This window comes from Paenibacillus sp. FSL H7-0323 (genome assembly GCF_038002725.1).
In the GTDB taxonomy this organism is placed as follows: domain Bacteria; phylum Bacillota; class Bacilli; order Paenibacillales; family Paenibacillaceae; genus Paenibacillus_AQ; species Paenibacillus_AQ odorifer.
In genome coordinates, this window is record NZ_JBBODB010000001.1 from 3,070,003 (window position 1) to 3,092,379 (window position 22,377).

The following is a 22,377-nucleotide window of genomic DNA, read 5'->3' on the forward strand; positions in this document are numbered from 1 at the left end:
GTATACCTCTTTTCTCTAAACTGTTTACCTTACTGAAATCAGTTGAAAAAGCTGCGGGTCTGCACCTAGACGGGGATCATGGCAGCGTGTGGATTCAAGAAACACACAACCCCAGCCCCCACGCTGTTCTCCTGCTACGGTAAGAACTCTTCCGTCATTGCTCCCAATAGTCAGTGAACCTGCTTCTGTCTCTGTAAGTAACCATATAAACTGATCTTCGTTGTCACGAATAGGCTCCAGCAGCAAGGAATTCAACGGGCCAATAGATAAGGCCTTTTCACTGTTTCGAATTCTCGCCCTACCCTTCTCCCCGTATTCAACCGTCCATCTCTGCTGCTGATCTTCATACGAAAGCGTCCGGACTTCGACGTTCAGGGTCTCCTCATGTTCAATGGATTGATTTCCCGCCGCCAGATAAAGCCCCATTCCTAAGCTTTTCAATCTGAACAGACCACTACCAGAGCCGCATTCCACAGCTACGATTCCCTTCCTTAGGTCAATCACCGTTCGCTCTGCCCAGTCAAGCTTCATTTCCCGGTCAGAAGGAAAGCCGAGCGGCAGAAATACATAGGAAGAGGCATAATAATCCGCAGGGTCCCAGCGATCCCCAACATACAGGTAAGAGCACTGGTCATTGTCTGTTCCTACAATAGGAACTATAAAAGCAGGCTGGCTGTCGTATGTAGTGATGTCGCCCAAAGGCAGCAAGGGTGACCAACGACCAAATAATTCCTCGGACCAGGCATAGGTTCCTTGGTTAGGCAACCAGCCCGTACAGGCGGACGAGATGAGGAAGTATACACCCTGACGTTTCATTAATGCAGGTGCTTCACGCGCTTGTCCGGGCCACAAGGTCTTGACCTGTTCTTCTATGCTGAGGTAATCAGGTGACAGACGATACATAATAAGATCAGCATTTTCCCTTGCCGCGGAGATAAAATAAGCCGTTCCATCGTCATCCTGGAACAAGGTGCAGTCCCGAGACATGTTACCTATCGGATTAAAGCTGCCCCGGTAAACATAATCCCCATCTACCGTCCCGCAATCAGCGATCGCGCAGCGCGCATCAGAGTAGTCGCGTCCATTTTCCCAATGCATCCACATAACAAATCTCCCTGTAAGTTTGTTGTAGAGTACTTTTGGGCGCTCAATTACCGCACCCGTTGGGCGCCCCTCCCTGTCCAAGGGTTCAAGCTCTAATGTGGTGCGATGATAAATTGGCTGTACCGGTGAATCGAGTGTGAGCACATCATTGCGCCATTCCCAATTCACTAGATCCACAGATCGGTAGCAGCTTACTCTCCGCCGATCCATCCGGTTCTCACCAAACCAGTAATAATATCCATCCGTATAGAGCATATGTCCACCATGTGCATGTACAGGATTTCCGCTCATATCCAGTAGTGGAGCGCTATTTAGTAGGGTGACTGTATTCGCGTTTTCGTCCATGATTATCCTCCAGAGGATCAGATTTTTAGACAAAAAAGCAGGTCCGGCCAAGGATGACCTTAACTGAACCTGCTGTTCTTGCGAACTTATTTCAATCCCATCTGAGACATCACATCCACCTTGCTAGCATTGTTATACCATTCGTTGATTTCTTCGGAAATTTTCGTACCGCCTTTGTCATGCCATTGCTTCACGAAGTCATCGTACGCAGTTAGCGGCTCTTTACTGTAAATAATTTTGGTGAAGGTTTCCTTTTCCATCGTATTCAGTTGCTCCCAAGTTGTCTGCATGGTCTTGGTAGGTGGACCGTTAAATGCATTTGGAAGCAGTGACTCTCTATTCTCATAGGAAATCACATATCCCTCTTTGGCTGTTTCATCATTTGATGCCGATCTGATCAAGACCCCATTCTCAGCTTTTGCACCTTTGGAAAGATCATAAAAAGATTTACCTGGACCATCAACACTAGGTGTATTTTTGGTAAAAGCCATTTTCCCTACACCTTGAGCGGCATCCAAAGGCGTATTGAATTTTTTGGAATCGAATACCACTTCATCGCCTACGATGTCATAATCATATCCCTGAGCATAACCATATTTGAAATCTCCGGTACCAAATGCTGCATCGTAAAGCTTGTCATAATACAAGAAGAAAGCTTCCATATTGTTAAAGTCTTTATTAAACATAAAGACACCATCGTTCTGTTGACCGGATTGGTAGGTTCGATCCCCACTTACACCGTTAATTGTTGGGTAAGCTTTGATTTTAGCCCCTTTTACGTTAGTTTCCACATCTTTAACACTGCCGTACAGCCAAGGACGGCCAATAATAATCCCTGCTTTACCTTCAGTGAAATCCGCCAGTGCATCCCATGCACCCTGTGTAGCCAGCTCCTTATTTAAATACCCTTTGGAGTACCAATCGCGAAGTTTAGCTAACGCATCCTTTGTCCCATCAGCGACGGAACCGTAAGTGAGTTTACCATTGTCGTTATACCATTGGCCGGGGAGACTCTTCCCTGTATAAGCACTAAAAATCATTACAGAGTCGCTTACCCAGCCCGTGTTGTAAGAATCTTTTCCCGAGAAATCAAATCCATAAGTATCATTTTTTCCGTTACCGTCCGGGTCATCATTCGTAAAAGCAGCGATTACCTGTTCAAATTCATCTATATTTGTTGGCGCTTTTAAATTTAATTTATCTAACCAATCTTGACGGATAAGCATGACTTCACCTTCAGTGAGATTGGGCGAAATCGCCATCCCATAAACCTTGCCGTCCTGGATAACCGGGTTGAACGTTGTTGGATATTGTTTATATATTTCTTTCAGACGCTCAGGCATATATTTGTTAATGTCTTCCGCAATATCTTTTACAAGTCCAGATTGAATCAGATCATTTTCTAATGAGGTATCATACACTGGCAAAACATCCGGAAGCTTTTCGGAACCAGTGAGCGCTAAACGAAGTTTCGTATTATATTGGGAGGCATCACCGCCCAAAAGAGTAGTTTGGATGTTAATCCCTAGATTCTCGACACCCCAGCGGGTCAACACATTATCATTTAAGCTCTCCCCGTTGATATATTTACCGGCATTCTCATCTTGTTGCTTGGCGATGTTAATAGTAATAGGAGGATCGTATTTGCCGTCTTTGAGAACCGCTTCTGCCGCAGTAGATTCTTTACCGTTTGAGCCGCAGCCCGCTAGCAATCCTGCCATCAATACAGTAGTCGTTATTAAGGCCCCTGTTTTTTTCATCAATAAGCTCCTTTGAATTAAAGTTTTATATGTTGGTCACGTTATTCTTTTACAGCACCCAGAACGATGCCTTTGACAAAATACTTCTGTAGAAAAGGGTACACAAGGATAATGGGCAGTGTGCTAATAAAAATTTGCGCAGCTTTGATACTCTGTTCTGACAACGCGGCTGCTTCTGATTGACTAAGTGCCATACTCTGCGCTGAACCTTGCACCACTACAGTCTGTAAGAATGAAGCTAACGGATAGTCCGTTGTATTCGACATATACAAAATCCCATCAAACCATGCGTTCCAGCTCCCCACCATGATAAACAATCCAACGGTTGCCAGACCGGGAAGGGAAAGCGGAAGATAGATTTTCCGGAAAATGACGAAGAACGAAGCCCCATCGATAAATGCCGCCTCTTCAAGCGCCTTAGGGATTGTTTTAAAGAAATTCATAATCAGAATCAAATTATAAGCTCCGAAGGCACCGGGAAGCACGAGCGACCAGATCGTGTCCTTGAGCCCAAGTTTCGTAACCAATATATAAGAAGGAATCAATCCACCGGAAAACAACATCGTGAATATAAAAATCCACATTAAAGCATTACGCCCACGGAAATCTTTGGACAAGGCATACCCCGCCGTTGTAATAATGAACATGCTGATTAACGTCCCCAGTACCGTCCGGACCACTGAGATTCTCATGGAGCCTGTAAAATTCGTGTTTTTAAAAGTTTTCACATAGGCTTCGATATTAAAGTCCACCGGCCAAAAGGATACCAAATTCCCATTTACCGCTGTCTTACTACTAAATGATTGTGCTAGCAAATGAAGCATAGGCAATAAACACGATAAGGCTACTAGAATCAGGAGGATATGATTGAAAATCGAAAATATCCTATATCCCTTGGATTTATAATACACTCCCATTCCTCCTAACAGTTTTGTAAGCTTAACAACTTCGACTTAAAATATTTTATAGTTAGCTACCTTGTAAGCAATTCGATAGGAAATTACGATTAATATGAAGCTGATGCCGGATTTAAACAATCCAACAGCGGTACCAAAACCGTATTGTCCATTCAATAAGGATGACCGGTAAACATAAGTATCGATGATATCTCCCGTACTATATACGAGTGGATTGTATAAATTAAAGATTTGGTCAAATCCTGCATCCAGGATATTCCCAAGGCTTAACGTTGCAATTACGATGATCATTGGCATCATACTCGGTAAGGTAACATGGCGTATTTGTTGGCGGCGTGAAGCGCCGTCGATCTCAGCTGCCTCATAATAAGAAGGGTCGATCCCTGTAATCACCGCTAAGTAGACAATCATGCCAAATCCGAAGTTTTTCCATAAATCACTGATGATGATCGTCGGTCTAAACAGCGTAGGATCGCCCAAAAAGAAAATCGGTTTCAGTCCGAGGAAATTCGTAAGAAAATGATTTATGCCCCCATCCAGACCTAAGATATCAATCATGATTCCGGCAACGGTTACCCAAGAGAGAAAATGCGGTAAATAGACCAAGGTTTGAATACTCTTTTTAATCCCCATGTTTCTAATCTCGCTTAGCAGAATCGCCATAAAGATAGGAACAATAATTCCGACTATAATTTTGATTACAGCAATAATAAGGGTGTTGATAATGGATTGTGTTGCCTCTTTATATTGGAAGATTCTTGCGAAGTTATCCCAACCAATCCAAGTTGAACCTGTAATTCCAAGCCAGGGCTTGTAATCCTGAAAGGCCATCACTAATCCGACCATAGGACCGTAGGCAAAAATTAGAACGAATACCAAAGCTGGGATACATAAAACATACAATGGCCAATTTTTTTTGATTTCCTTTTTCCAAGGATTCTTTCTGCTTTTTTTAACGTTGGCTTTCTCACTCCATTTGAGCTGGGTATTCATTATCTGTGCTATTGTGCTTACCCCCTTTTACATTCTTGGCTGATAATTTCTTTCTGGTTTAATGTTAACAAAAGCGCTTTCATTCGAAAATGTCTCAAATTAAATATCATAACCACTCGCTAAACATCTTTATAAACGCTTTCATTTAGCGAGAGCTCTTCTCTTTTTCTTTTGGAATATATGGCTTATGATGAATTCACACGAGTCCTAGCGACAGGAGTAATGCTTATGATTAAAAAAGTAAATATGAAACGATTCATATATTTTTTCGTTTTTTTCCTTTTACTTACCTTAAGTTTGTTTTTCGTAATGAACTCCCTAGGTTCCAAAACCATTCAAGAGAGCTTGGTTAACTCCTCCAAAAATCAGCTAGCCTATACGGAAAGCATTCTGGATGGCATCATCTCTGAGGCAAGTTTGTATGGCATCCAATATACAGCCGACACCTCCGTACGTTTCTATCAAAGCAAAATACAAGAGATGAACAATTACGATGCCCAGATGAAAAAAAACGATATCTATGACCGCATATCAGCACCACTTCTCTCCAGTCAGGCGATTGAATCTATCGGTATCTACTGGAAATCGGATGGCACTTTTATTTTTACGGGTCATGATTCGCTTGCCAAACAGCCCTTTCAGAAGGTCACGCAGCGAGGCTGGCAGATTGTTAATAACAATTTGTATTATTTTTCAATCTATCCTTATATTCATGAACCTAAGAATCCTGCCAATATTCAGTACATCGTGGGCGTTAAGCTGAAAAAGGAGTATTTAACAAGTCTTTTAGAAAAAGCAGTGAGTGGCGGCGAGAGCTCCAATGCCTTTTTACTTGTGAACAAGAGTTTAATGATTAGCAATAAAGCGGTGGATATTCGAATCGAGGAAAAAGCCAAGGAGACGATAACACCCAATGCACATGAAATTTTAAAGTTTGACTATCATATCAACGATGACGATTATTATGTTTTATCGAAGTATATTGAGCCGATTGATACGTATCTTGTTACCTATACGCGAATGAGTGATTTTTTGAATCCGCTTAACCGGAATAAACAGGTGTTTTTTGTCAGCATCTTAATGATCTTGATCATTGGTCTTATCGTGATTTTTATGTTCTATCGAAACTATTATCGTAATGTATATCTGCTCGACAAGAAATTCTACCAAGTGGAACAAGGGAATTACAGCACCAGAATTAGTGAGAACCCGGACAATCAATTTTATAGTCTATTTAAAAGCTTTAACCACATGGTCGCCAAAATACAGGCTTTATTCGCTTCATTAAAAATAGAAACCGAGCTGCGCAGAAACGCCGAAGTGAAACAGCTACAGGCTCAGATCAATCCACATTTTCTTTACAATAATCTGTTTTTCATTATGGCTGTGGCAAAAACTTCACCGGAAGCCGTAATGCAGATGAGCAAGCATTTAGCAGAGTACTATCGTTATTTAACAAAAATGAATTCAGATAATGTTACGTTGGCTTCTGAATTGCAGCTTGCCGATCATTTTTTATCCATCATGTCACTTTCCAAAAAAATAAATTATGAAATCAACCTGCCTCCTGAACTGGGAGAGCATCTGATTATGCCACTGATTATCCAGCCTATGGTCGAGAACGCAATCCAGCATGGGATTGAAGAACAGCAAGGGGCTTATCGCGTTACTATAGATGTAAAAGAACTTGATACTGGAGCATTAATTATTGTTGCCGATGACGGTAAGGGGCTTACTGCTGAGGAAATACACCAGCTAATGGCCAGACTTGAGAATGAATCCCCACCTGAAGGATCAAGAGGAATTGGTCTTTGGAACATTCATCATCGCCTCAAAAATGCGTATGGTGAATTAAGCGGACTGCGGTTCTTCATCAATGACTGGGGTGGTTTATCCGTGCTGGCATTCATAGATTTCTCGCTGGATGAAGGAGGACAATATGCGATTATTGATAGTTGATGACGGACATTACATCGTTGAATATTTAAAACACCTGCTGGATTGGAGCAAATTTGGAATTGAGCATATTGAGACGACAACAAATTCGATTGAAGCCAAGGAGCTATTGAATCAGAATCATATAGATATCCTTATTACAGATATTCGTATGCCCGAGGTATCCGGCATTGATTTGCTGCATCATGTTCATGAGAAAAAGCTCAATACCAAGGTAATTTTCCTTTCCGGTTATTCTCAATTTGATTATGCACAACAAGCCATTCGTTTGGGTGCACTCGATTATTTACTCAAGCCGGTTGATAAAGAGGATATGGAAAAAGCCATGCGTCAAGTTATTAAGAGTATCGCTGAGAAACCCCCAAAAACCCCAGTGGCAGAGAAAAAGATAGATGGGCTAGGTTACTTGCTTTCTGTTATTAGCGAACCTTCCCCACTACGTTATGATCACAGCACACTCGATACTGCTTTACGGAATGAGCACTTTTGCTTTTTTCACGTCTCAGGGGCTAGAGGGAAAGATGAAATGATGTTAAAAGATCATAATGGTGGACGGGACTTTATTTGGATCGCTCCATCAGCCATTACTGGAATTATTCCAGAATCCAATACCGAAACTGTGGCAAGCAGCGTCGATTCCATTTCTTTTTCCGAGCCGTTTGAATTTTCTCAAAAGCATGCTGTTCGGCATATTTTTTATCATTTCTTTTTTAATGAAAATATTGGGGCCAGAGACTTTACTATGCTGAGTGCCTCTAGTGCTCTCCCTAAATTAGAGCTTGGAGAATGGGAACAAACCAGAAAAAACATTTTAAAAAACTTTGCCAAGCTCACTGTCAAAAAACAAAAGCTCCTCTACCTGCTCGAATTCATTAATTTGCTGTATTCCACAACCGATAAAATCCAATCAGCTGAGGTCGCAGACTGGATTTTCAATCAATTATCAGAGCCAAATACGGCTCTTCAATCCATCTTGCAGAGCCTCACCCAATTAGATAGAAGCGCTAAATTTTCCAATCAAAACATTGTTCATACCATTCAAGCCTATATCTCCAATCATATTAGTGATTGCTTGAGCCTGGAGGACTTAGGGAAAATTGTTCACCTACATCCTGTTTACCTGTCTAAATTTTATAAGCAGGAGACGGGCGAAAATTTATCGAGCTACATTTCTTCTAAACGCTTGGAAAAGGCCTCCAAGTTATTAATCGATTCCAACTTACATGTGCTCGATATTTCACATCTAGTCGGCTACAAAAAGCCACAATATTTCATTAAGCTGTTCAAAGATCAGTATGGCATTACGCCTTATCAATATCGAAGACAGCAGATTAAATGAAACAAAAATTGAACAGATCAACAAAAAAGTTTACACTTTGAATGAAGTAACGAACCACGGAAAGGAAACCTGCTAATGTTGCGCTCCTCCTACACCATTCGCTCGGAAGAACAAGCTTCTATGCTTCTGTTTGATTCTATTGGCTGGGAACAAGCCGAGACTCCGGCATATTCATTCAACGGCCAGAACCGGACGGAGAGAAGTTGTGTTATTTTTCAGTACACCTTATCTGGAGAGGGTAGAATTGAAATAGACGGGGTTGTTCACCCATTAACGAAGGGCAAAGCTTTCCTAGTGACTGTCCCCAGTATACACAGATATTATTATCCGGAGGAAGGTACAGAGCCCTGGGAATTCATTTGGCTGAATGTACGAGGACCTCTAGCTATTTCACTCTGGAACCAGCTGATCGCACATGGCGGTCCCATTATAGAACTCCCTCAGGAATCGGTTCCGATGGATTTATTGTGGAGTATGTTCAAGGACATCCAGGTTGATGAAGAAAGAGATTTGCATTTTCTAACGGGGAAAGCCTTTCAGTGGATATTGTCCATGGAGAAATACCTCAAGAAACCAAGTTTGTTAACCACCTATATAAAAAATGACAAACTCCATGCCGCTATACAATTCATGAAAAATGATCTGCACAATAATAACCTTAGCTTAGACGATGTCGCCGCACATGTTGGAATTTCTAAACATCATCTTTGCAGGCTATTTCAAAAAAACATCAATCTCTCGCCCTTTGAGTATTTAAGAAGGAGACGGATCGAGCTGGCAGCATCTATGCTGAAAACAACAGATCAGACGATCTACCAGATCGCTGTGGACACCGGGTTTGACAATGCCAGCTATTTCGGCAAAGTTTTTCGTTCCTACTTTGGAGTTAGCCCCTCCACTTACCGCGAGCAGGACCTAGAGTTCCTGTCCAAACATGTGTTTTTTGAAAATTGATGTTGCTAGGCATATCTATTCGGCTTCGATAGAGCTGAGTGGCAGGCGTGGCAGGTGTGGCAGGTGTGGCAGGCGTGGCAGGCGTGGCGTGCGTGGGGTGCTAATTCGGGGCCGGTGGATGCAAGTAGTAACCATTCAGATCTGGGGGTGCCAACTCACAATTGCAAGGCGTACCAACTCGCGTACGGCAGCCCCCGCCTAGGTAAACATCCTGCTAAACACCCTAATTCGCATACAGCAGCACCGCGGGATAACCACCCTCCGCCGCTTTCGGACCCAGATGACGCTATTTGCCAATTTTTCGTCTTTTGAGCACAGTTTCGGACTCCAGTGCAGCTATTCCTTCGAAAGAGGTGCTTATTAGGTACTTTTCGAGCCAATAGCGACTATACGGTCCGATAAAACTCTAAATGTGTGAAAAGACTATGTTTAGCGGCATCTGAGTCCGATAGCACTGTGTTGGACGGGTAAGTAACTTGCAAGGCGTACTAATTGGCGTCCAGCGGCCCACGGCTAAGGAAGCAACTTGCTAAACACCCAAATTCGCATACGAAAGCACCGTGTCACCCCCTCTACCGCCGCTTTCGGACTCAGATGACGCTATTTGCCAATTTTTCGTCTTTTGAGCACAGTTTCGGACTCCAGTGCAGCTATTCCTTCGAAAGAGATGCATATTAGGTACTTTTAGAGTCAATAGCGACTATGCGGTCCGATAAAACTCCAAATGTGTGAAAAGACTGCGATTAGCGGCATTTGAGTCCGATAGCACTGTGTTGGTTTGGTAAGCAACTTGCATGTCGTACTAATTGGCGGCCCACGGCTAAGGAAGCAACTTGATAAACACCCTAATTCGCGTACAGCAGCACCGAGTGATAACCATCCACCGCCGCTTTCGGACCCCAATGACGCTATTTGCTAATTTTTCGTCTTTTGAGTACTGTTTCGGACTCCAGTGCAGCTATTCCTTCGAAAAAGGTGCATATTAGGTACTTTTCGAGCCAATAGCGACTATGCGGTCCGATAAAACTCCAAATGTGTGAAAAGACTGCGATTAGCGGCCACTGAGTCCGATAGCACTGTGTTGGCTGAGTAAGTAACTTGCATGGTGCACCAATTTGAGCCCGCCGACTTCGAGTTATAAACACTCAACTCCAGTGGCGTCAGGCTACTTGCAAGGCGCACTAATTCGCGTACGGCAGCACCTGGCTAGCAAAGCATCTTGCTAAACACCCTTATTCGAGCCCGCTATCCGCGGCTAAGGCTAGGTAAACATTCTGCTAAACACCCCATCCAATAACAGCTTCGGGCGCGCAGCTAGTCACAAAAGAACTCAAAAAAGGAGAAAAAAAGGAAGGTGCTCAGCAGCCAATGGCTTTTGGGGCACCCTCCTTTTTTGATTAAACTTCTCTAAGCACGAAAAGTAGGCTTCTGAAATCGCCCTCAAGCTGTGGAAGCGTGAGTCCGAAGTGCATCAGCTCATCCCCTCTGTATACTCCGCCGTTAAACTCAAGCTTATACGATTTCGCAGGGTCGAGTCCTTTCAGACGCAATCTGCGCAACGGTGGATTAGGCCCGGCCAAAACTTGGAAGTAGGTGGCGAAGGCTTCTTTTTTATCAGCAGAAACAAACATCCATGCCGTCTCGTTTCCTTCAAAAGGACTAAGCAGTCGATAGAAATCACCGTACTGAATCAGCATTCTCAGTTCCTTGTACTCTGAAACCTGCTTGCGGATATCCTCGCGCTCAGCTTCAGTAAGCTTGGTCAAATCCAGCTCGTAGCCGAAATTACCCGACATCGCGACATGACCACGTGTCTCCAAAGGTGTAATACGATGTACCTGATGGTTAGGAACAGCCGACACATGGGCACCCATTGAACTCGCAGGATACACCATACTTGTTCCGTATTGGATCTTCAATCTTTCCACTGCATCCGTATCATCGCTAGTCCAGGTCTGTGGCATATAATACAGCATTCCCGGGTCAAATCGTCCGCCACCGCCGGAGCAGCTTTCGAACAAAATATGAGGGAAACGGGAAACGATACGTTCCAGCACATCATAAAGTCCAAGGATATAACGGTGTGCCGTTTCACGTTGACGTTCGGCTGGAAGAAGCGCTGATCCAATCTCCGTCATATTCCGGTTCATATCCCATTTCACATAAGTAATCGGAGCGGATGATAATACCGAGCTAACTGACTCGACGATATAATCACATACATCCTTACGGGATAAATCCAGCACTAGCTGCTGGCGGGCTAAGGAACTTTTATGCCCAGGTACATGGAGACACCAGTCTGGATGTTCACGGTAAAGATCACTTTCAGGCGATACCATTTCTGGCTCGAACCATAATCCGAATTCCATGCCCATTGCCGTGATATCTTCGCCTAGCTTTCCAAGACCTTCAGGCAGCTTGCGACGATCCTCTACCCAATCTCCCAGGGAGCTGTCGTCGTTATCACGTTTGCCGAACCAGCCGTCATCCAGCACGAACAGCTCCAGGCCTAGCTCTTTGCCTGCTTTAGCAATTTCTTTGATTTTATCCGCGTTAAAATTAAAATAAGTCGCTTCCCAGTTGTTGATCAGAATAGGACGCTTGCTATCGCGGAATTCACCTCTGCATAACCGGGTCCGATACAGACGGTGATAGGTTCTCGATAAACCGCCAAGCCCTTCACTGGATCTTACTAATACTGCTTCAGGTGCCTGAAAGGATTCGCCCGGTTCAAGCAACCACTGAAAGTTAAAAGGTTGAATACCGATCCCTACTCTGGAAATTCCGTACTGATCCACTTCTGCTTGGGCGAGGAAACTCCCGCTATACACAAGGCTGAATCCATAAACTTCGCCATGGTCCTCTGTCGCATCTTTTGCAAGCAAGGCCATAAAAGGATTCTGCTGATGGCTACTGGAGCCGCGTTTGCTGTCAATCCGTTGGATGCCAGGAACGAGTGGTCTTTTGTGAATATGGCGTTCTCTAGTCCAAGTACCGGATAATTGCAGCATGTCATAGTCAGAATCATGGAAGTCAACATTCGCGCTTAATACTCTTTTCAAAACCAGATTGTCCTTACCCAGATTCTCAATCCGCACGGAACGTGTTATAACATCCTGATCGTTAAATACGGTATAGCTCAAGGCAGCGATCAATCCTGTTTTATCATCTTGCAGTATAATTTCCAAGGTCTCTGCTTCTTCATCACTTTCAACATAAGTAGCAGGCAGACCTTTGAGTGCAGGTTTTCCTTTATTAATGGTGTAGCTCTTATAACGGAAATCCGTTACGGTCGTGCCATCTACTAGGTGAACCTCCAGTGCCGGTTCGCGGAAATCCCCGTTTCCATAGGAAGGGAATTCGCTTGGCAAGGTGTCGAGGGAGATATTTTTATCCTCCTGCAAATAAGTTGGACTAAAAGAGCAACGTTCCACCAAATTCAACGGGTGTTGAAATTCTCTCCCTGCCAATTGTGGGCCCCAGTAGACATGCGCTGGAATAACACCTTTGATCATTTCAATAATATAGCTGGATTTCTCTGACTGTAAATGAAACACCTTGCGGTTGTCGTCATAATAAATACCCATAATATGTTTGCACTCTCCTTAAGGTAGCTCAATAGAACGTTTATTGTTTGTAGTTAATGCTTCTTCGAAGTCTATTTTAGAGTGAAATGGAAGGGGATACAATCTTAATATCTATACCTATTATAGTAAAATATTGATCTATCTATACACAGGATCTAAACCACTAGAATATATATCATCAAACTGTCATTTGGAGATTGGTAGCCTAAGATATAGTAGGAAAATAACCTTTTGCTTAAATATCAAAGACGGAACGTACAGTAAGCTGGGCACGCAGTTCCTCAGCTGTAGCTGGTTTATCGAGATCTTTTTTGGCAACCGTAACGATTCTTGAAACGCCAGCTGACAGGTCGAAATAGCTATCACTGAAGATCGCATCTCTTTCCTTGAAATCAAGTCCAACGAAACGGGCATATGCTTTTGACTTCACAGTATTTTGAAAATTATTAATAAAGACCCTTTTGACCTTATGTAACGTGATGGAAATCACATGATTTAATGTAAAATAAATGAATAATTTAGAAATGAAATACAATTATCTTAATCGATGCATGATATGCTCTAGAAAGGGAGATAGGATTGAAGTTGGATTTGGAAGAGTTGAATGTGGATTCCTTGATTCAGATGCTTAAGGCATCATTTTCATTTGAGAATTGGGATGCCATGATTGAAATTGCAGACAAGCTACATGAACAAATTTCCATCATATATGAAAACAATAGTAACCTCATAAGAGGTCCTAAACTGAAGCGGAGTATCCCCTATTATTTTGGATATAGCTCCTGCGCAAAAGGTATAGCACTACAAAAGTCCGGTAAGTATGACGAGGCAAAACTATGTATTCAGAAGTATGCTGACCTGGGCTGGATAGTAGGTTTAGATGAAGAGGCCATTTATGAAGTCGAATATTACCGCAATATAGCAAAAGCCAATTCATACGTTATCGATCTGCTGGAAGGCAAAATGGGAATGCTACATAAATACGTTGAGTTTATTAGAAAAAGTGATGATGAAGAATTATTGCCGGGACTCATTACAATCTTAGAATCTTCGATAATACATGATTATTCCGTTGATTGGATTCTGAAGGAATTCAAAATCAATGTTGATGACATAGGAGAACATGAGACTATTGTGAATATCAAATACCATGAGGATTACATTTATTTGCTGGCGATGTATTACTATAAACAAGAGAATATGTACGATACAATCAACACTATTCTAGAAATCTTGTTATTAAGCATCAAGCTAGACGATGATACAGGCTTCAAAAAATCAGCAGCGCTCTTTGAACTCCTTAGAGACCACGCCGATCAATCACAACTCAAAGTGCATCACAACATCATGAAAACAATAATCGAAAAAGAGTTTACCAGGTCCTTCAGCTCGCGAATCGAGTTCAGCAAAATACACAGTTAAGCATCACGGAGGTCGTCGTTGATCGGATTATAAAGTTGGTTATAAAAAGGAGTGGTTCTCCGGTTAATGGGGGGAATCACTCCTTTAGGGTGTATTGGTCCCGGTCCATACGGTGCATTCTGCGGGATTTATACCGTAGATTTCCCCGTATTCGCTCGATCAGCTGCATTCTGCGGGATTTATCCCGTTCATTTCACCGTATATGCTCGATCTGGTGACATTCGCTCGATCCGCCATATTCTAGGGCATTTATGCCTCTCTTTTCTCCACATTCGCTCGATTCGCCACATTCTAGGGCATTTTTGCCTCTCTTTTCCCTGCATTCGCTCGATCCGCCACATTCTAAGGCATTTATGCCTCTCTTTTCACCACATTCGCCCGATCCGCCACATGCTAGGGCATTTATGCCTCTCTTTTCGCTGCTTCCACTCCATCCTCCACTTTCTAGGGTATTTATGCCTCTCTTTTCGCCACCTTCACTCGATCCGGTACATTCTGCGGGATTTATACTGTAGATTTCTCCGTATTCGCCCGATCAGCTGCATTCTGCGGGATTTATACCGTTCTTTTCGCCACATTCGCTCGATCAGCTACATTCTGCGGGATTTATACCGTAGATTTCTCCGTATTCGCCCGATCAGCTGCATTCTGCGGGATTTATACCGTTCATTTCACCACATTTGCCCGATCAGCCGCATTCTGCGGGATTTATACCGTTCTTTTCTCCGTATTCGCCCGATCAGCTGCATTCTGCGGGATTTATACCGTTCTTTTCTCCGTATTCGCCCGATCAGCTGCATTCTGCGGGATTTATACCGTTCTTTTCGCCACTTCCACTCCATCCACCTCATTCTAAGGCATTTTTGCCTCTCTTTTTGCCACATTCGCTCCATCCGCCACAATCTAAGGCATTTATGCCTCTCTTTTCACCACATCCACTCCATCCGCCACATTCTAAGGCATTTTTGCCTCTCTTTTCGTCACATCCGCTCGATCCGCCACATTCTAAGGCATTTTTGCCTCTCTTTTCGCCACTCCCACTCCATCCACCTCATTCTAAGACATTTTTGCCTCTCTTTTCGCCACTTCCGCTCCATCCGCCACATTCTACGGTACAACTCCCGCTCCCTTTTCGCCGCTTCCACTCCAGCCGAGGTCTATCTGCCCGCCCCAGCATAAAGGTTTTTCACTCCCCCTCAGAACCTCGCTTAATAAAATCACTTAATAAACTTGAACCCATTAAGATTCAATAAATATCCGCTAGAACCGGTAAATTTTAGATATACATTATGCGTGCCGGTGGCGCCGCTGATTGCACATGTTTTAGTCACCCAGGTCTGCCAGCCGCCTGTTCCCGCTACCGGACAAGTTCCAACCAGAGTTCCAGTTGAGCTGTCCAGTCTAATTTCGATAGTTCCTCCAGATGTACCGCTCGCTACTCTTGCTTCGAAACTTGTGGGTCCGACGCTTCCAAAGTTAACATTATTAAACGCGATATAATCGCCATTCTCTATATAGCCGACATTCTGACCGCCTTCGGAACTCGCTTCATTTTTCACACCAGACATGCTGGTATAACGTTCTGCTTCGATCGTCGAATAGGCATCATAATAATTTGTTTTTAACCACTCCGCAGTGTTCCAAGAAACTTTTGAGACCCCGGCATATTGATTTACTGTGGAGACAACGCCAGATAGAGGAACTGTTTTATAAGCATAAGGCAATTGCTCGTTATACCCATAAGTGAATGTAAAAGGCGTAGATGGCGGGTTTGATTTACTCATATTTTCAATTCCGACTATTGATGATGACCAAGCCCACTGGCCAATGGTTGCTTTGTTATTCCAATTCATTCCGTTAGTAAAGGCATTAACGCCATTATTATCCCAGCTGCTGCCTGTATAGGTTGTTCCGCTACTAGTTGTTACTGTAGAATTTACAATTAAACTATGGTTCATCGCATCCTTAAACAATACGTCAAAAGGTGCATTCATATTAGCAGTATCATCCCCTTGAAGCTCCGCACCAATCAGCGGTTCATTAAAAGCATTATAGACATTGGTGTCCCCCGCTATAGAAGCTCCATTTCTGGCGTTCATTCCACGCGATAATTTATCATGGCCATATTTGGAGATTGCAGTAACGCTGTCGAGTACATTCTGATGTGTAGAATTATCAAAAGAATTATTAAATAGATGCCCGACTCCTTGACGAATCATTGGCAGACGCGACCCAACATTTGTATAACGATTGTATGCTAAAGTTAAGCGAAGTCTTTGATTTCCATCTTTAATTTCCACACCGTTAGAACCCACATAATTCGTATAATCCTTGTCACCCGATCCTACCAAATGAACTTTGGAGTGATAGGCGGCATAAGCCATAATTTGATTTTTGGTAGCCCCTTCGTTACGCATTTTATAATAAAGGCTGGTGGAGGAGTTCAGTGATCCTGTTGCATATTTTTGCTCCATATATTCAATTGACTTATAAATAGAGCTACTAGTCGCTGGATTTTGAGCTGCCGCTAGACCAAATTCGTTCCAAGAATAAGTTACATTCGTTGAACCATTTTCCATATCAATCATTCCATCCGCGGCTATCGAAAACTTACAGTGGTCTATCCATACATTGTTTGCGCCATTTACCTTGATAAAAGTCCAGCCTACCTCTTTGTGCTCACCTGTATCATCCCATTGCCACATTTCATCAAAATTGAGATTTCTAATGACAATATCGTTCACTGAGCTCTGCAATTTTAATTCTGCGTGTTTAATAGTTTTACCTGGAGCTGAAAAAATCGTTAATCCATCAATATTGGCTATGCTTAATTTGGATACACCGGAGGTTATTAAGAGTGGGTTCGTGAATCCGTTTGATGGATCAGGATATTTTGTAACAAAGCTATATTTTGAAATTTCAGTAGAATTTAGTGCTAATTCAGTCCACCCTAAGTTTAGATTATCTGTAACTTCAATAACTTTTACAGCACCACTGCCTGCATCCAAGATTGCTTGTAAAAACTCTCGGCCACTGCTGACTGTTCGATAATATGAGGTACCTGCATAACTGCTTCTATCTTTTACACCTAATGATGCAAAACCAGGAACTGATAAAAAACTGCTGTCATAACCCTGCTCAACCTTAGACGCGTTAGGAATTGTATTTACCGCTGCCGCCTCTGCTTTGCCTGCTAGATTAGAACAAGTTAAAGTCACCAATAAACTTCCCAGCATTAAACTACGTAGCACTTTTTTAATCATTTGATCCGATCCCTCCTACTTATTTTAGTGAAACGACCTTACCTGAATGATCACCCCCTTTAATGAAAGCGCATCCAATTATGATATAAAAAGATCCCCTCCGATTGACTGTGATTAGACTCATCTACCATGAGGTCTGTTTCCACTGCCTACCAGAGGGGAATCCTACAAAACCATTCCTTGTTGCCATACAATTCTATCTATACTAAATTTGGATCGATCATTCGCAGCGTTCCGTCCGCATTATACTTTAATTCAGTAACCTTCACACAGCGCTTATGGCTCACACCGTCCGACAAAGAACTATCATGATAAAATAGGTACCATTTGTCCCGAAAGTTCACGATGGAATGATGCGTTGTCCATCCGATCACCGGGGTCAGAAGTGTGCCTTGAAACGTAAAGGGTCCCAGCGGATTGTCTCCAATGGCGTAGACGATTTTATGTGTGTTCCCTGTAGAATAACTGAGGTAGTATTTCCCCTCGTATTTATGCATCCAAGGACCTTCAAAAAATCTTCTTTCTTCATCGCCTGCCAGAATAGGACATCCTTCAGTATCAATGATGGAAATTTCCATTAATTTGTCCTGAAAGGACAACATATTTCCTCTTAGCTTTGCCACGCGAGGTCCCAATGCAGGTTCGTGTGGAGCCGGCCCTGTGCCATCAGGCATGTAGGTATCCGTACTCCACTTCTCCAGCTGCCCCCCGCGAAGCCCTCCTAAGATCAGATAAACCTCGTCGTCATCGTCGTTGAATACGGCCGGATCAATGCTGAAGCTTCCCCCCATGTAATCCGCCTCCGGCGTAAAAGGTCCCGCCGGTGAATCCGCTGTCGCCACACCAATCCGAAACACCCCGCTGAGATCCCGCGCCGGAAAATAAAGATAATATTTGCCGTTTCGGAAGCCAGCGTCTGGAGCCCACATTTGCTTGGATACCCACGGGACATCCTTCATATGGAGTATTTCACCATGGTCTACGAATTCTGCTGACCTATCATCCATAGTTAGAACATGGTAATCCTCCATAGCATAATGATCTCCATCTAAGTTGTTGGGAACGCTGATTTCAAGATCGTGAGACACATAAATATATAGTTTATCCTCAAAAACATGAGCCGACGGATCAGCAGTGTAAATATGTTTTACCAGAGGCTCATTTCGCTTCGAAACATTTAGCATAAGCTTCTCCTTTGTTTTGGGGTTATTCGGTTACTTGGTTATTCACTTACTTGGTGATTCGGAACCAATCGATATCAAGATATCCTCCATTGCCGGAACCTACGGCAAATAGACCTGTCTTAGCTCCCACCCAATGTCCTTCTATAGCTTGAAATGACTCTACAGGTACGGAAGTGAAGTCTGTACCCTCCAAGCTGTAGCCGAAATGGCAAGTCGCATCCTCTAATACCTCGACCCGCAAGAAGAGATTATCCGTGTCTATCAAAGGATATGACCACATTTCTGTCTCTCCCGTATCATCTCCTTGCATAAGCGATAGGGCTAGCGTCCCCTTCAGTTCTTGATCCTCTAATCTTCGTACCACCAAGCAACAATAACGATAACCAAAAATCATCAAACCTCCGGACTCCCCTATTCCCAAGCCCGAAGGGTCAACCTTGCAGGCTGCTGTAAATGAAAGTGCTGGGAATTTCTGCAGCAAGAGCTGCGGACTATGGTATAGCCCTTTGTTGTCTACGGGTTTATGTTCAGCATTTAACCGAAGATAGCTCTCTCTTGCCTCGAGACTATACCAAGACGATTTGGGGTTAGACTGCCACTGCCACTGCAATCCAAGCGTTGAAGACTCGAAATCGTCAGAAGTTGCAGGCACTGACACTGCGTATGCCTTCCCGACCTCAGGCTTTCGGTAACGTATCACTGGCACTCCAGCTCCATCGCTTGCTTGAAGCTCTCCCATCAAAGGCCAGTCATCTACCCAGCTGACCGGCTGCAAATGAACGACCCGGCCATAAGGTCCTTTATCCTGGAAATGGATAAACCACGATTCGCCCGAATCCAACTCCACTAGTCCGCCTTGATGCGGGCCGTTTACTGAGGTCTGCCCTTGTTGCAGAACGATTCGGTCCTCGTAAGGACCCCAGATGTTTCGGGAACGGAACACTGTCTGCCATCCGGTTGCCACGCCCCCTGCCGGAGCAAGGATATAATAATATCCGTTGCGCTGGTATAACTTTGGTCCTTCCAGAGTCGGATGATTTTCGGTTCCATCATAAATAATCCGGCCTTTGTCCAGCAGCCCTTTACCGTCAGCGGACATTCGGCACAGCCGCAGCTTGTGCTTAATGCCGCTGCGGCTCTTCGCATAGGCATGAATCAAATACGCCTGTCCGTCCTCATCCCAGAAGGGACAAGCATCAATTAAGCCTTTGCCTGCCTGAACCAGATGCAATGGCGTCCATTCTCCGGCAGGGTCCACCGCCGAAGTCATCATGATGCCGACATCTGGATCGCCATAGAAGATCCAGAACTTCCCGCCATGGAATCTTAGGCTAGGTGCCCAAATGCCATTGCCATGCTGCGGACGGTCATACCCCTCCAAGTTCATCTCCAGCACAGCATGATTGATGATTGCCCAATTGACTAAGTCCTTCGAATGCAGGATCGGCAATCCGGGAATGTGCCCGAAGCTAGAAGCGCTCATATAAAAGTCATCACCGACGCGAATTACGTCCGGGTCCGAATAGTCCGCATGCAGGATTGGATTGATATAAGTTCCGTCTCCCTGATCTGAAACCCAAGGCTCTGCGTATTCTCCAAGATTCATGTAGTAATCCTCCCCACGTCCTTTTCCTTTTTATCCTTTGACCGAACCGCCTGTCAGACCTTGAATCAGATAACGCTGAATAAACATAAAGAGCACAATAGGCGGTATCAATCCAATAATGCTGCCTGCTGCGAGCGATCCATACTCTACACTGTACTGGCCGATTAAATACTTCAGTCCGATTGGGATCGTAAATTTGGACGCATCTGTCAGGAATGAGAAAGCAACCAAGAACTCATTCCAGCAGCCGATAAAGGCGAACAGAGCAGTCGCTACGATCCCCGGTAGAATCACTGGCGTAATGATCGTGAACAAGACCCGGAATCTTCCTGCTCCGTCGACCATAGCCGCTTCGTCAATTTCCTTCGGAATACCAGATACAAATCCTTGCATCAACAGCGAGTTGAACGCAACCTGTGAAACGATATAGAACAATATGATCGCAAAAGGCGTATTCATAATCCCCATGCTCTTAAAAATCAGGAACAACGGGATGACGAATAAGATAACCGGAAGCATCTGAGTGCCCAGCATCATAAGCATAAAAGCATTTTTTCCAACAAATTTAAATCTGCTCAAAGCATAGCCGTTGAAAATCGACAGCAATGTAATAAAAATCACCGACACCGTACAGATGAAAAGACTGTTTACAAAAAATCTCGAAAAATTGTTGACACTCCACACCTTTATGAAATTATCAAACGTAATTGGATGCGGAAGGTAACGAATCGTGGAGCTGATAATATCATTCTCATGTTTAAGGGAAGTTGAGATGTCCCAAAGAAAAGGCAGCAGGACAAACAACAACGTAACAGTCATAGGAATATAGAACAAACACAAAGTGGTTAAAAAACGTTTAAGCTTACTCATTTTGGCCACCTCTGCTTAATTTCATATAGACGACCACGAAAATCATTAGAACAGCGAAGGAAAGGACCCCCATAGCCGAACTATAGCCATAATTCCCGTTCAAAATTGCCGTCTGGAACATATAAATCGGGAGAGTGGTTGTCATATTCATTGGACCGCCGTTTGTCATCGTGAAGATCATATCGATAGAATTGAACTCCCAGATGGCTCTTAGCATCGTAGTGAAAATAATACTTTCCTTAAGATAAGGCAGGGTAATGGAAAATAACTTTCTTGCCTTTCCGCAACCGTCGACTTCGCAGGACTCGTAGACTTCTTTCGGAATAGACTGCAAGGAAGCAAGCAGCGCGACTGCGAAGAACGGGATCCCTCTCCACAACTCGGCCAGTACAACCGAACCGAATACGGTATGGGTGTTCGACAGCCAAGCGATATTCTCGTGAATAATCCCTAACCTCTTCAAAAGATCGTTAATGACTCCGATATGCTGGTTGTACATGAGCGACCACAGCATTGTCGTAAGAACGCCTGATACCGCCCAAGGAATCAGCACGAGCGAACGTATAACGCCTCTAAACCGGAAGGCCTGATTAAGCAGCAGGGCCACACCTAAGCCGAACACGAGCTGAAGAACGACTTCAATAACCACCCACTTGATGGTTATCCATAGCGAGCTTGGGAACAGATCGTCATGGAATAAAATCTGCTTAAAGTTACTCCACCCGGCAAAACCGTCATCCATCGGCCGAGTCAAGTCATAGTTCTGAAAGCTTAGTTGGAAGACTTGTAAAATAGGGTAGAACATAATGACCGCCATGAGAACGACAGTCGGGATGATCAGAACGTAAGGAAATATCCTGTCGCTGCCGATCATCTTGTTTTTTCTCTTGGACGTTCCCGTCACTTGTCCTGTTGCTAATTGTTGTTTCACCTTCATGAAATAATCACCTCAATAAGAATAATAGGCTATGCATGAAGCTAGCTAAATAATATATCTTGCAAAGTTTGTTTGTTTTTTTGAAAATAAAAAATAGCAGCAAAAAAACAACCTCACCCCAATCACTGACTGGAATAAGG

16 protein-coding genes are annotated in these 22,377 nt (G+C 43.6%); 4 read left to right on the forward strand and 12 right to left on the reverse strand.

What is annotated here, in order from left to right; genetic code table 11:
• Nucleotides 1–24 precede the first annotated feature (24 nt).
• The 4 genes from MHH89_RS14020 to MHH89_RS14035 form a co-directional block, all read right to left on the reverse strand.
• Nucleotides 25–1,449, reverse strand: coding sequence for a family 43 glycosylhydrolase (locus MHH89_RS14020; protein ID WP_312150434.1), 1,425 nt, complete (start codon nucleotides 1,447–1,449; stop codon nucleotides 25–27).
• A gap of 86 nt (nucleotides 1,450–1,535) precedes the next feature.
• A complete protein-coding gene (locus MHH89_RS14025; protein WP_076147914.1) occupies nucleotides 1,536–3,209 on the reverse strand; it encodes a hypothetical protein in 1,674 nt (557 codons plus the stop codon).
• A gap of 41 nt (nucleotides 3,210–3,250) precedes the next feature.
• On the reverse strand, nucleotides 3,251–4,120 hold the full coding sequence (locus tag MHH89_RS14030; RefSeq protein ID WP_081383383.1) for a carbohydrate ABC transporter permease: 870 nt from the start codon (nucleotides 4,118–4,120) through the stop codon (nucleotides 3,251–3,253).
• A 42-nt stretch (nucleotides 4,121–4,162) separates the two neighbouring features.
• A complete protein-coding gene (locus MHH89_RS14035; RefSeq protein WP_081382600.1) occupies nucleotides 4,163–5,119 on the reverse strand; it encodes an ABC transporter permease in 957 nt (318 codons plus the stop codon).
• 228 nt (nucleotides 5,120–5,347) lie between these two features.
• Between MHH89_RS14035 and MHH89_RS14040 the strand changes: the two genes are divergently transcribed.
• The 3 genes from MHH89_RS14040 (at nucleotide 5,348) to MHH89_RS14050 (ending at nucleotide 9,368) form a co-directional block, all read left to right on the forward strand.
• Nucleotides 5,348–7,078 carry a sensor histidine kinase gene (locus MHH89_RS14040; RefSeq protein ID WP_076219545.1) on the forward strand — a complete coding sequence of 577 codons (1,731 nt, stop codon included), beginning with the start codon at nucleotides 5,348–5,350 and terminating at the stop codon, nucleotides 7,076–7,078.
• Nucleotides 7,059–8,414, forward strand: coding sequence for a response regulator transcription factor (locus tag MHH89_RS14045; protein WP_076310145.1), 1,356 nt, complete (start codon nucleotides 7,059–7,061; stop codon nucleotides 8,412–8,414). Before MHH89_RS14040 ends, MHH89_RS14045 begins: the two co-directional genes overlap by 20 nt.
• A 75-nt stretch (nucleotides 8,415–8,489) precedes the next feature.
• Entirely contained in the window at nucleotides 8,490–9,368 is an 879-nt protein-coding gene (locus tag MHH89_RS14050; protein ID WP_076130289.1) for a helix-turn-helix transcriptional regulator, read from the forward strand.
• A 1,397-nt stretch (nucleotides 9,369–10,765) separates the two neighbouring features.
• On the opposite strand, the gene MHH89_RS14055 is transcribed toward MHH89_RS14050, so the two are convergent.
• Nucleotides 10,766–12,955 (reverse strand): alpha-galactosidase, encoded by a 2,190-nt coding sequence (locus tag MHH89_RS14055; RefSeq protein ID WP_076194794.1) that lies wholly within the window; start codon nucleotides 12,953–12,955, stop codon nucleotides 10,766–10,768.
• Nucleotides 12,956–13,190: 235 nt separating this feature from the next.
• Entirely contained in the window at nucleotides 13,191–13,445 is a 255-nt protein-coding gene (locus MHH89_RS14060; RefSeq protein ID WP_256717514.1) for a glycoside hydrolase family 2 protein, read from the reverse strand.
• A gap of 89 nt (nucleotides 13,446–13,534) precedes the next feature.
• On the opposite strand from MHH89_RS14060, the gene MHH89_RS14065 reads away from it, so the two are divergent.
• Nucleotides 13,535–14,377, forward strand: coding sequence for a DNA-binding protein (locus MHH89_RS14065; protein ID WP_143759934.1), 843 nt, complete (start codon nucleotides 13,535–13,537; stop codon nucleotides 14,375–14,377).
• A 671-nt stretch (nucleotides 14,378–15,048) separates the two neighbouring features.
• Here the strand turns inward: MHH89_RS14065 and MHH89_RS14070 are convergent.
• The 6 genes from MHH89_RS14070 to MHH89_RS14095 form a co-directional block, all read right to left on the reverse strand.
• Entirely contained in the window at nucleotides 15,049–15,219 is a 171-nt protein-coding gene (locus MHH89_RS14070) for a hypothetical protein (RefSeq protein WP_341087371.1), read from the reverse strand.
• 375 nt (nucleotides 15,220–15,594) lie between these two features.
• On the reverse strand, nucleotides 15,595–17,640 hold the full coding sequence (locus tag MHH89_RS14075; protein WP_076304600.1) for a carbohydrate-binding protein: 2,046 nt from the start codon (nucleotides 17,638–17,640) through the stop codon (nucleotides 15,595–15,597).
• Nucleotides 17,641–17,840: 200 nt separating this feature from the next.
• Complete coding sequence (locus MHH89_RS14080; protein WP_076310148.1) at nucleotides 17,841–18,824, reverse strand: glycoside hydrolase family 43 protein; 984 nt, start codon at nucleotides 18,822–18,824, stop codon at nucleotides 17,841–17,843.
• A gap of 46 nt (nucleotides 18,825–18,870) precedes the next feature.
• Nucleotides 18,871–20,430: a glycoside hydrolase family 43 protein gene (locus MHH89_RS14085; protein ID WP_076310149.1), complete on the reverse strand. Its 1,560-nt coding sequence runs from the start codon at nucleotides 20,428–20,430 to the stop codon at nucleotides 18,871–18,873.
• A 30-nt stretch (nucleotides 20,431–20,460) separates the two neighbouring features.
• Nucleotides 20,461–21,300 carry a carbohydrate ABC transporter permease gene (locus tag MHH89_RS14090; RefSeq protein ID WP_076128910.1) on the reverse strand — a complete coding sequence of 280 codons (840 nt, stop codon included), beginning with the start codon at nucleotides 21,298–21,300 and terminating at the stop codon, nucleotides 20,461–20,463.
• Complete coding sequence (locus tag MHH89_RS14095; protein WP_076128908.1) at nucleotides 21,293–22,237, reverse strand: carbohydrate ABC transporter permease; 945 nt, start codon at nucleotides 22,235–22,237, stop codon at nucleotides 21,293–21,295. Before MHH89_RS14095 ends, MHH89_RS14090 begins: the two co-directional genes overlap by 8 nt.
• Between the last annotated feature and the right edge of the window lie 140 nt (nucleotides 22,238–22,377).